The sequence below is a fragment of the Methylobacterium sp. Leaf361 genome (assembly GCF_001424445.1).
Lineage (GTDB): Bacteria > Pseudomonadota > Alphaproteobacteria > Rhizobiales > Beijerinckiaceae > Methylobacterium.
This window is the reverse complement of record NZ_LMPY01000051.1, coordinates 1-11,317: the sequence shown is the minus strand read 5'-3', so window position 1 is coordinate 11,317 and position 11,317 is coordinate 1. Positions and strand designations below refer to the sequence as shown.

7 protein-coding genes and 1 pseudogene are annotated in these 11,317 nt (G+C 69.0%); 2 read left to right on the top strand and 6 right to left on the bottom strand.

What is annotated here, in order from left to right; all coding sequences use genetic code 11:
• Positions 1-189: 189 nt before the first annotated feature.
• Entirely contained in the window at positions 190-1,806 is a 1,617-nt protein-coding gene (locus ASG32_RS26590) for an FAD-dependent oxidoreductase (protein WP_056532275.1), read from the bottom strand.
• A 178-nt stretch (positions 1,807-1,984) separates the two neighbouring features.
• Here ASG32_RS26590 and ASG32_RS35395 point away from each other — a divergent pair.
• A pseudogene (locus ASG32_RS35395) lies at positions 1,985-2,440 on the top strand (hypothetical protein); the annotation flags it as partial.
• Positions 2,441-2,949: 509 nt separating this feature from the next.
• Here the strand turns inward: ASG32_RS35395 and ASG32_RS34190 are convergent.
• Together ASG32_RS34190 and ASG32_RS26585 are read right to left on the bottom strand one after the other, a co-directional pair.
• Complete coding sequence (locus ASG32_RS34190; protein ID WP_157862079.1) at positions 2,950-3,123, bottom strand: hypothetical protein; 174 nt, start codon at positions 3,121-3,123, stop codon at positions 2,950-2,952.
• 79 nt (positions 3,124-3,202) lie between these two features.
• The gene (locus tag ASG32_RS26585) at positions 3,203-3,469 is read right to left on the bottom strand and encodes a hypothetical protein (protein ID WP_056532273.1); all 267 of its coding nucleotides are present in this window, start codon (positions 3,467-3,469) and stop codon (positions 3,203-3,205) included.
• Between the two features lie 984 nt (positions 3,470-4,453).
• On the opposite strand from ASG32_RS26585, the gene ASG32_RS26575 reads away from it, so the two are divergent.
• Positions 4,454-4,678, top strand: coding sequence for a hypothetical protein (locus tag ASG32_RS26575; protein WP_056532269.1), 225 nt, complete (start codon positions 4,454-4,456; stop codon positions 4,676-4,678).
• Between the two features lie 499 nt (positions 4,679-5,177).
• Here the strand turns inward: ASG32_RS26575 and ASG32_RS26570 are convergent, their stop codons facing one another.
• The 3 genes from ASG32_RS26570 to ASG32_RS35710 form a co-directional block, all read right to left on the bottom strand.
• Complete coding sequence (locus ASG32_RS26570) at positions 5,178-6,506, bottom strand: HlyD family type I secretion periplasmic adaptor subunit (RefSeq protein WP_056532267.1); 1,329 nt, start codon at positions 6,504-6,506, stop codon at positions 5,178-5,180.
• Positions 6,503-8,212 carry a type I secretion system permease/ATPase gene (locus ASG32_RS26565; RefSeq protein WP_244492228.1) on the bottom strand — a complete coding sequence of 570 codons (1,710 nt, stop codon included), beginning with the start codon at positions 8,210-8,212 and terminating at the stop codon, positions 6,503-6,505. The genes ASG32_RS26570 and ASG32_RS26565 overlap by 4 nt, the downstream gene beginning before the upstream one ends.
• 120 nt (positions 8,213-8,332) lie before the next feature.
• Positions 8,333-10,942 carry a hypothetical protein gene (locus ASG32_RS35710; protein WP_056532263.1) on the bottom strand — a complete coding sequence of 870 codons (2,610 nt, stop codon included), beginning with the start codon at positions 10,940-10,942 and terminating at the stop codon, positions 8,333-8,335.
• Positions 10,943-11,317: the final 375 nt, after the last annotated feature.

Below are 11,317 nucleotides of genomic sequence, written 5' to 3'. Positions count from 1 at the left end.
CGGGCCGGGCGACGCTCAATCGGCGCAGGGCCTTCGGCTCAACCCGCCGACGTCGACGCTGCCACCCCTCCCGCGCGAGCGGGTTCGTTCATCCACCCGAAACAGTCTGGCAGATAGTCAGCAGAGCTTCCCAGAAACGGCCGTTCGTCGATCCGGCGCTCCGATCGTGTGCGTCCCGGGCGGCGAACTCTACGACCGAACGTGCTCCCACACCTTGGAGATGACGACCGATCCCTCGCCGACCGAGGCTGCGACCCGCTTGACGGAGCTGGCGCGGACGTCGCCGACCGCGAAGATTCCCGGATGCGACGTCGCGTAAGGCGAATGCGCGCCGATCGCGTCTCCGGTCAGGACGAAGCCGTGTTCATCGAGCTCGACGAGCCCCGAGAGCCAGCCGGTATTGGGGGCGGCGCCCACCATGACGAACACGGCGCAGGTCGAGATCCTGCGCGTCGCTCCGTCGGCGCCGGTGCGGATCGTGACCGCGTCGAGATGGTCGTCGCCGTGCAGGTCGGTGACTTCGGCCCCGTACTCGATCGTGATCGCCGGGTCTGCCTCGAGCCGGCTCGACAGATACCTCGACATGGAGGTGGCGAGCGATTGCCCGCGCACCAGGAGGCGAACGTGTCGCGCTGAGCGGCTGAGATACATCGCAGCCTGGCCCGCCGAGTTGCCGCCGCCAATAATGATTGCCTCGGCATTCCGGCAGTAGCGCGCCTCGATCTCCGTCGCAGCGTAGTAGATGCCGGCGCCCTCGAACGCTTCGAGGCGGTCGATCGGCAACCTTCGGTACTGGACGCCGGTCGCGACGACGACGGCCTGTCCCCGAACGCGCCGGCCGTTGTCAAACGTCGCACAGAACGATCCGTCCTCGAGCCGCTCCAACTTCGCCACCCGTCGCGGCATCGCGAAGCGAGTGCCAAACTTCATCGCCTGGATCTCGCCGCGCCAGACGAGGTCGGCGCCCGAGATCCCGGTCGGGAAGCCCATGTAGTTCTCGATCCGGCTCGATGTGCCGGCCTGACCGCCGATCGCCACATCCTCGATGACCAACGCGCGCAGCCCCTCCGCACCCGCATAGACGCCCGCTGCCACCCCGGCCGGCCCGCCGCCCACGATGAGGACGTCGAAGGCCTCGTCGTCGACGAGGTTGTAGTCGAGGCCGAGCAGCCGCGCGACCTTGGCGGGCGTAGGCTCGGTCACGACCACGTCCCGGCCGAAGATGACCGCCGGTCGGTTTGCCGAGATCGAGCAGGCCGTTGCGACGCTTGCCGCTTCCGGGCTGCCCAACGGATAGGTCCTGTAGGGAAGCCGGTTGCGGCTCGCGAACTCGGCGATCCGCCGTACGCTCCGGTCGTCGTCCTCGCCGATGAGCACGAGCGTGCCGTCGTGCGAGTCGAGCTGCCGCCGCCGCCGTGCGGCGAGGACTGTGATGATGATGTCCGACATCTCCGGGATCTCGGACATCAGTCGCAGCATCTCGGGGCGCGGCACCTCGGTGACGACCGTATCTGCGCTCGCCCGCATGGGCATCGACCAAACGCCGCCGTTCAGGAACGAGATTTCGCCCATGAACTGGGTCGGACCGAGGGTGGATGAGAGATGGCGCTCGTCCGTGAAGGGATTCACGACTTCGATCTCGCCGGCCTCGACATACACGAAGCGATCGGCTGGCTCACCGGCACGGACGAGAAAGGCGCCTGCGGAGTAGTGCTTCTCGGCCCCGATCGCCCGCAATGCGGCGACATGCGATGCAGCGAGGGGTATGCGCTGCATCTCCCGCAGGTCACGGCCGATCGTTTCCAAGGGTCGCTCCCGTCGTAGGCCATCCGCTGCGGCGCAGCATCGATGGCTCGGCCGCTACAGGCAAGACCCTCGATGTTTGATCCCGCGGTGTGGTGGTACGGTCGACCGTCATGCTGCGAGGGATGCCCCGACGACAGTCCAGAAGTGGCGAACGCGGCAGACGACAGGCGATGCCGCTATGGGGCCGAAGCAGTCCCGTTCGACGGTTCTGACCCCAAAGGAGGAGGTCATCATCGTCGCCTTCCGCCGGCATACCCTACTGCCGCTGGACGACTGCCTCTACGGCCTACAGCCCACGATCCCGCACCTGACCCCCTCGTCGCTGCACCGCTGCCTGGAGCGGCACGGCATCAGTCGCCTACCGGACGAGGCTGTGTCAAAACCCGAGTTGCCATCAGTCAGTCGCGCCGGGGATCCCTCCCGGCCGCTGCGGAGACGTTTGTTCTACGGTTTCCCAGCACATCCGAGTTTTGACACAGCCTCGGACGGAAGGCGACAAGCCCGAGAAGAAGCGCTTCGCCGATCACCCCATGGCTACATGCACATCGATATCGCCGAGGTCAGGACAGAAGAAGGCAAACTCGACCTGTTTGTGGCCATTGACCGAACCTCGAAGCTGGCTTTCGCCAAGCTGGAAGCAGAAGCGAACCGCTACACGGCATCGGACGTCCTGCGCGCGCTGACGAGACGGAGGGACACGGGTTGCCGCTGCGAAAGCGCAGCGATCCTGCTACCCTGCGCACAACCGTCGCCGCTCGGTGGCGCACCTCAGCGCGAGGCAAGTCGATCATGCATAGCGCGGCGATCAGGTGGCTCGTTGTCGCGCTCGCGGGCTTCGTGAGCACCGAAGCTGTCGCGCGGCGTTCTCGAGCGAGCAGCCCCGCCCCGCGCGGCGCGACTGCGTTCTCCCCCTTCGCCTTCCCGCGGCCGCCCAATACCGCGCCGCGTCCCGCCGGCGACGGGATCATCCACTGGAACACGCCGAACAAGGACGGCAATCTCGGCGGACCCGGAACAGGGGGAGGGGGCGGCGGTGGAGGTTGACCCCGCTCAGCTTCGCCATCGGGCGCTCGTAGTCCCGCACCCCGTCGCGGAACTGGCGTCTCGGGAGCAGTGGCGTCAACCCTCAGGCAGGGACGCCTGTCAGACCGCACTCAGGCCCATCAGCACGACGGCCATTTGCCAGCCGACCACCAGCATCGTGGCGATCCACACCACCGTCGCCACGCCGCCTGCGACCATGATCATCGTGAGGAAGCGATCCATCCAGGGACGCATGGATTGATCCTGAGCCGACACTGTCTCGATGTGAGCCATGATTCACCGTCGCATCAGCGTACCGAGGCGATGTCCGCAAGCTTGGTTCCTGCGGCGGAGCACATAGCCCGCCCGCCAGTCAGGCATACAGGAGGTAGAGCACGGTCGCCGGAGCGATCACGACATTGGCTGCGCCGAGGCACACGAGAATCGTCACGGCTGTCGCATGGAGGTTCGGCCTGTTCTTGAACATCCATTCCGCAGGGAATGCGAGTACTGTGATCGGCAGCATGCAGAGGACGATCGAGATCCACAGCAGTGCGCCCGGCACGAAAATCAGGAGACCGAGCCGGCTTCTGGGCAACCACTCCGTCCGTTGATCGCGTGCAAGGATGGCTTCCGACATCTGACGCGCCGCCCCCTCTTCCAGATGGCTAATGCAACTAAAAGTGGTATATGTCGGATTAGCGTCACCTCAACGGGAAATCCCCCGGCGCCTCGGGTTCGGATTACGCAGAACCTGAGCAGCACCCGCCGTTGCGTTGCCCACCTGCCGATGGCCTTGTGAACACAGCAGGATGCCGGCGCCCGACAGGGTGACCGGTAACGCGTTCTCGCCTCAGCGGCGGCGAGCGACCCTCGCCGCGATCCAATGTGAGGCGGGCGCGGGTCTCAGCAGCGCGTCTCCGGCCTCGAACCTCGCCACCTCATGGTCCGTGCCGCCCCCGGACCTGCTCTGAAGCGGGCTGTAGACCTCCTCAACACGGAGAACGCCCGATACCCGAAGACCGAAGACACGGAAGACCCGCGGAGGCTGCGTACGCTGCTGGGCGCGAGGCCCGCGTCGGTGCTGAGCGGCAGACCGCTCCTTCCGCCTGCTCCGGATGCGGCAGGGCTTGGCTGACGTCCCGGCGGTCGGCCTCTCGCGAAGGACCGCGATGAGAGCGTCGTCGCGAAGCGGGAGACCGGAATCCGAGCGCCCCGGCTGGCGCAGGTCGATCCTGCCAGCCTCATGCAACAATCGGAGCAATCCTCGCGACATCCAGCTTGACCATAAGGCCGCCTCGGAACAGCCGAGCTGACGGGGCCACGATGACCAAGCCGATCACCCTGACGAACCGTTTCGTCGACGCCGTCGTGACGGCCGCCATGGCGTTCAGTCTCGTCGTGCACGCCCAGGTCATGATCCTGCCGCCGCACTTCGTGTGACGGACGATCGAACGTGGAGGATGCCGAATTGTCTCACCCGCTGTCGCGCGCGTGAGAAGGGGCCGTCGGCCCCGGCTCGGCAGTGCCGAGCAGCTGATCCCTCACGAACCCAGCAGTTTGCCACATTGAACCATCACCGTTTCATGCACGTATGCGTTGTATATGGAACTTGGAGGTTGTGATGCAGGCATCCGAATGCTGCATCATCCGGGTATCTATCGCCGCGAGCCTCGGCTGGCTCATCGCGATTACCCTGATGTGGAAGCATGGCGTGCTGGCCGCGCTGATCGTCAGCCCCCTGTTCGGGACCGCGGCGGCGATCGCCGCCATGACCCTGTTCTGGTTCGTGAGCCTGTTCGTCTCCTGCGAACCCATCGGGCCGCGGGCGTCTGACACCAACTGGTAGCAGGATCGGAGAAGGTCGCAGCGCCGAGCCATGTGCACCGGGATCGGCACGGCGCCGGCCGGCGCCCGATCGGAGCCGGGCGCGTCGGGGCGTGTCAGGTCCGCATCCTGCGAGGAGCAGGCGCAGCTGCTAAGACGTGGCCATGAAGCGGAGACCGCCTGACCGACTCACGACGATCGCGATTCTCGCGGTCACCGCCGCGCTCGCAGCCGTGCTCGTTGTGAGGTTTCGTGACCCCACGCCTCCGCACCGTGGCCCCCTGCCCAGTGCGTCCGCCGCCAGGCGATGATGCTCCACAGCCCGCGTTGAACAAATGCAGCAGGTGGAAGCGGAATGGCTTCTCGCATGCGCGCCGCCCGCGAAGGCGGACGTGCGTTGGCCGGTGCTTCCCCGTGCTCAGACCGGCGTTTCGCCGAGCGCGACACAGTCGGTCCTGTAGGGATCGGCTCCGCGATCTCGGCAGGTTCCGTGACCGTCCATGCGGGCGACCGGGCGGATCTCACTTCTCCCGGAATGCCCGCCGGGCTTGATCGACGAGCGGCTTGGTGAGGTAGGACAGCACCGTTCGGTCAGCCGTGCGGATGAAGGCCTCCACGGGCATGCCGGGCATCAACTTGGCCCCGTCCAGTCGCTTCATCTCCTCCTTCGTCACGCCCATGCGAACGAGGTAGTAGAAGCTGCCGGTCCGCTTGTCCTCGCTCACATCGGCCGCGATCCGGGTCACGCGCGCGTTGAGCTCGGGTGTCGTCCGCTGGTCGAAGCTCGGGAAGCGCAACCCCGCGGCCTGACCGGTCTGCAACCGGTCGATGTCCTGCGGCGCCACACGTACCTCGGCGACGAGGGAATCCGCGGTCGGCACGATCAGCATGATCGGCTCGCCCGGGGAGATCACACCGCCGCGGGTGTGGACCGCGAGTTCGTGCACGTAGCCGGTCTGCGGCGCGCGGATCTCGATGCGCTGCAGCTGGTCGAAGGCCGTGATCCGCTGCTCGGTCAGCGTCGCCGCCTTGGCGCGGTTCTCGGCCAGCTCCTTCGCGACGTCGCTGCGGAGATTCTGCTCGAGCTGGATGATCTGCAGCTCGGTCTCCGAGACCTTGCCCTTGGTCTGCGCGATGTTGGCGACGAGGACGCCGCGCTCGCCTTTCAGGCGGGACATGTCGCGCTGGAGGCTCGTGAGCCGGGTCAGCTGGATGAGGTTCTTCCGCCAGAGATCCTCGACACCCTCGTACTCCCGCCCGATGATCGCGGTCTCCTGCTCCTTCGCGGCGGCCTGCTCGGACAGGCCTTTGATCTCCTCGTTCAGTTGCCCGACCCGCTCGCGGAGCTGCGCCTTCTGGCCCTGGAGCGCGTCCTGTCGGAAGCGGAACAGCTTGCGCTCGCCGTCGACGATCCTGGCCACATCCGGTCCGGCTCCCTCCAGTTCGGGGGCGATGGCGAGGCTCGCGCGGCCGTCCCGTTCGGCCTCCAGCCGGGCGTTGCGCGCCGCGATCTCCCACAGGCTCTTGGTGACGCTGTCGTAGGTGGCCTTGGCGGTGGTCGCGTCCAGGCGGACCAGCAGGTCGCCCGCCTGGACGCGCGCGCCCTCCTGAACCGGCAGTTCGGCGACGACGCCGCCGGTCGGATGCTGGACCTTCTTGATGTTGCTCTCGACCACCAGCGAGCCCGTGGCGATGATGGCGCCGGACAATTCCGTCGCCGCCGTCCAGGCCCCCGCGCCCGTGGCGACCACGATCACGGCGGCGACGCCGGCGACGTGCCGCCGCAAGGAGCGGCGCGTCTCGTATGTCGGATCCGTAGCCGGCCCGTCAGGCGTGCGATCCGTCGTCATGCGACCCTCGTGGGCGTCTGCCGCGTCAGGGCGTTCAGCTTCGACAGAACTTCGTCGCGCGGGCCGTGCAGCTGCACGCGCCCGTCCCCGAGGACCAGGATGCGATCGATCGCCGCCAGGGCGCTCGGCCGGTGCGCGATCACCACGACGATGCCGCCGCGGGCGCGCACGCCCTGCACGGCGGCGGACAGGGCGCGATCGCCGTCGACGTCGAGATTCGAGTTCGGCTCGTCGAGGACCACGAGGAACGGATCGCCGTACAGCGCCCGCGCGAGCGCGATCCGCTGCCGCTGACCGCCGGAGAGGCCCAGGCCGCCGGTACCGACGCGGGCGTCGTAGCCGCCCGGCAGCCGGAGCACGACCTCGTGCACGCCGGCGGCCCGGGCAGCCGCCAGCAGGGCCTCGGGGTTGGGCTCGGGATCGAAGCGCGTGATGTTCTCGGTGATCGTGCCGTCGAACATCTCGATGTCCTGCGGCAGGTAGCCGACCGCGCGCCCGAGGGCATCGGGATCCCACTGATCGATCGCCGCGCCGTCGAGGCGGATCACGCCGCGGTTCGGGCGCGCCAGTCCGACGAGGGCACGGGCGAAGGTGGATTTGCCGGAGCCGCTGGCCCCGATCACCCCGAGGGCGCTTCCGGGCGCGAGGGCGACGTTGACGTCGTGGAGCACCAGGGTGTCGGTCCCGGGCGCCGCGATCGACAGGGCCGTCACGCGCACGCTCTCCCGCGGCGCCGGGAGCGGCGTGAGGGCGGCGGGCTCCCGCCGGGGCAGGAACGCGACGAGGCGGCCCCAGGCCTGCCGGGCGCCCGAGAACGACTTCCAGTTGGCGATCGCCAGGTCGACCGGCGCGAGGGCGCGCGCGGACAGGATCGTGGCGGCCAGCATCACGCCGGCCGTCGCCTCCTCGCGCACCACGAGGAAGGCGCCCAGGCCGAGGATGCCGGATTGCAGCACCGTGCGCAGCAGGCGCGCCGTCGTGCCGAAGCCGATGGCCAGGTCGTTCCCGTACGCCGCGACGTCGAGGTTCCGCCGGGCCCGGACCTGCCAGAGCTCCGCGATGCGGGACCGCATCCCGAGCGCCGACAGCAGCGGTGCCGTCCGGTGCGCCATGTCGGTGAAGGACCGGCGCTCACCGGCCGTTCGGACGGCCTCCTGGGTGGACGCGGACGAGGCCCAGTCCGTGAGGATCGTCAGCACGCACAGGAACAGGGCACCCCCGGCCACCGCCGCGCCGAGCCAGGGATGGAACAGGAAGCAGACCGCGACGTAGAGCGGCACCCAGGGCAGGTCGAAGAAGGCGCTGACCGCCATGCTCGACACGAAGCCGCGGACGGTGTCGAGATCGCGCAGGGCCTGGGGCCCGTCATCGCTGCGCGGCATCTCGGCGCCGCGGACCAGCAGCGTCCGGAAGATCCGCGGACCGAGGCGCTCGTCGACGAGGCGCGCGAAGCGCGCCAGGATCCGGGCACGGAAGATCTCGAAGACGCTCTGGATCACGAGCAGCATCAGCGTGATGCCGGCGAGACCGACGAGCGTCGCGATGCTCCGGCTCGGCAGCACCCGGTCGTAGACCTGCAGCATGAAGATCGGGGCCGTGAGCATCAGCAGATTGATCAGACCGCTGACGATCATCACGGTGATCAGGCACGTGCGCCCGGCCCTGACGGCGGACCAGAACTCGCGCCGCTTCGCGACACGCAACACGCGTTCATCGGTCACAGGTCGATCCCTCGGCTTGGCACGTCAGCGGAGCGGTTCGAGCCGAAGCGGGTCGGGCCCCGGCGTCGCGGAAGCCCCCGCCGCGTCGGCGGCGGGGGCCGCGTTTCACAGGCCGAGCAGGTGCAGGCCGCTCGTGGCCGTGTGGGGAGTCGGGTCCGTGTGCTGGACCTCGGTGTGGCCGCCGAGATCGATCGTGGCGACGCCGAGATCGACGCTCACGCCCTGGGCGGCGCCCGCCTCGGCCGGCGCGGCGGAGGTTCCCGACACCGCGTCCACGAGGTGGCCGACGAGGGAGTCGGCACCGCCGCCCGTCTGCGGCAGGTGGATGCTGTCGCCGCTGAGCAGGTTCGCCGTGGCCAGACTCGGCTGATCGGCCCTCACCGCGACCGCGCTCACGTCGACGGTGTGGGCCGGATCGGCGGCGGGCGTGAGCACGGCGACGTCCGCCACCGGCGTCGGGGTCGTCGGGCCCGCCGACACGTCGATCAACGGGTGGGTCTCGGCTCCCGGCTCGCCCGACGTGCCGCCGGTGAGCGTGCCGAGCAGGTTGCCGACGGCGCTCCCTTCCCCACCGGTCTCGCCCCCGCCCAGGACCGTGGTCACGGTCGCGACGACGCCGTCGACCGGGGAGCCCGCCTGATGGCCGTCACCGCCGGCCGCGGGAAGGATCCCCGCCACCGAGCCCACGACGCCGCCAGCCGCCTCCGCCACGGACCCGAGATCGCTCGCGACCTGCGCCACCGCGGGGCCTCCGTCGCCGTTAAGGACCGCCCCCGGCAGGTTGACGACATCGGTCACGAGGTTGCTCGACCCGCCGAGCTCCCCCAGGCCGACCGTGGTTCCGAGATTGATCACGGCGTGGAGCGGATCGTTCAGGACCGGCACATCGTGGCCGACCTGTTCCAGGGCCGCATGGACGCCGTCGATCAGCGTATTGGCGACGTCTCCGACCGGCTGCAGCGGCGCGTGCGTCCCGAGCAGCGCGCCGGCCGCGCCGGAACCCGGGCCTCCGTCCAGGCCGCCCAGGAGACCGTCGAGGGCTCCGGCACCCTGGTCCCCCGTCAAGCCGCCGAGGGCGGAGGTGACTGGTGCCAGGAGACCGCCGCCCGGCAGGCCGGATCCGAAACCGCCGCCGGCCGAGTCGAGGAGGCCGGTCGCCGAGCCGACGACGCCGCCCAGCGCGCCCGCCACGTGCCCGGGGTCGTCGATGACCTGCGCCACGCCTCCGGGCGCGTTCCCGGTCAGGATCGCGCCGGGCAGGTTGATGGTGTCGGTGAGCAGGTTGTGGCTGTCGCCGAGTTCCCCCAGTCCGACCGTGTTGCCCAACGCGATCACCGCGTGGAGCGGGTCGTTGAGGAGCGGCACGTCGTGTCCGACCTGCTCCAGCGCCCCGTGGACGGTGTCGATCAGCGTGTTGGCGACAGCGCCCACCGGCTGCAGCGGCGCGTTCGGCCCGAGCAGGGTGCCGGTTCCGTCCGGAGCGCCGCCGGTCACGGTGCCGAGCAGACCATCCACCGCGGCGGTGACGGGGGTGAGGAGACTGCCCGCGCCCGGCGCGCCCGCTCCCCCCAGGTCGCCGACGATGCCGGTGACGCCGCCGAGCAGTCCGCCGGCCGCACCGGCCACCGCGCCGACATCGCCGAGGATCGGGGACAATGCGCCGAGCCCCTGGCCGCCCAGCAGGGCACCGGGCAGGGCCGCGGCGTCGGTCAGCAGGTTTCCGCCTTCGCCCAGATGGCCGAGTCCGAGGGTCTCGCCGAGATTGGTCAGGCCGTGGACAGCGCCGTTCAGCAGCGGGACCTCGTGCCCGAGATTCTCGAGGGTCATGTGGACGTCGAGGACGGCGGTGTTCGCGAGGTTCGCGACCGGGGCGAGAAGGCCGCCCGACGCGAGCAGCCCGCCGGCCGTTGCGGCCCCGGTGACGGAGGTGATCAGCGTGTCGGTCGCTTCGAGGATGGAACCGAGATCCGCGAGGACCGGTGTGGCCGAGCCGAGGCCGCCGCCATTGAGGAGCGATCCCGGCACGGCGAGCGTGTCGGTCAGGAGATTGCCCGCCTCGCCGATGCGACCGAGGCCGACCGCCTCGCCGAGGCCGGTGAGGGCGTGGATCGGCGCGTTGAGCACGGGGACCTGATGGCCGACATCCTCCAGCGTCGTGTGCAGGTCGAGGACGGCTTGGTTGAGAATCCCCACCGCCGGCGCGAGCGTGCCGCCGGAGCCGACAAGGCCGTTGCCGGCCACGGGCAGGGCCGTGACAGTATTCAGCAAGGTTTCGGCAGCCTCGGCGACCTGCCCGGCATCGTTCAACACCGGGACGACGCTGCCGGCATCGGTCGGGTTGGCGACGGCGCCGGTCAGGTCCGTGATCAGGTTGCCGGCCTCGCCGATATGACCGAGCCCGACCGTCTCGCCGAGATTGGTCAGACCGTGGAGCGGGCCGTTCAGCGCCGCGACCTGATGACCCGCGTTCTCGAGCTGCGCATGGGTGTCGAGGACGATCTGGTTCGCGGTATCGGCCAGCGCGCCGGGAAGCAGTGATCCGCCCTCGTCCGCCGCACCGACGTCGACGGCACTCTCGATGAGCGAGGTAATCGGACCGAGACTCGTCAATTGGCCGGTCGACAGTGCGGTGGAGGACAGTAGCGCGCTGGACCCGACCAGCCACTCAAGCGAGCGTGACGACGGGTTGAGCGCGGCGAGAGGGGACGACGACATGGGCACCTCCGGTTTTGATGCGTAACCGGCAGTACAATTATGGGTTGCAGACCCGAGCGTCGGTAAAGAATACCGAGCCTGCGGCCTGCCGTTGCTGCGTGCGGCCGGTCACGACACCGCTGAGGGAGGAGGTCCAACCGCGTCGCGCTTCGGTCGCGGACAGCAATATGCGTCGCCGAAATGACGTGCTCGACTATCATTTGTATTAGTATTGCGTATATATAATCAGCTAGAATGGCAACGCTCGTTGTAATCCTAAAATCTCGGAGGATTACGGTAAGCGCTGTTTGGGCGGCACCTTCCGGCAGACGGTGTGAAGGCGACATACGGAGCGGAATGGGAGCTCCGTCACATGTCAATGTCAGGGCGTATGGC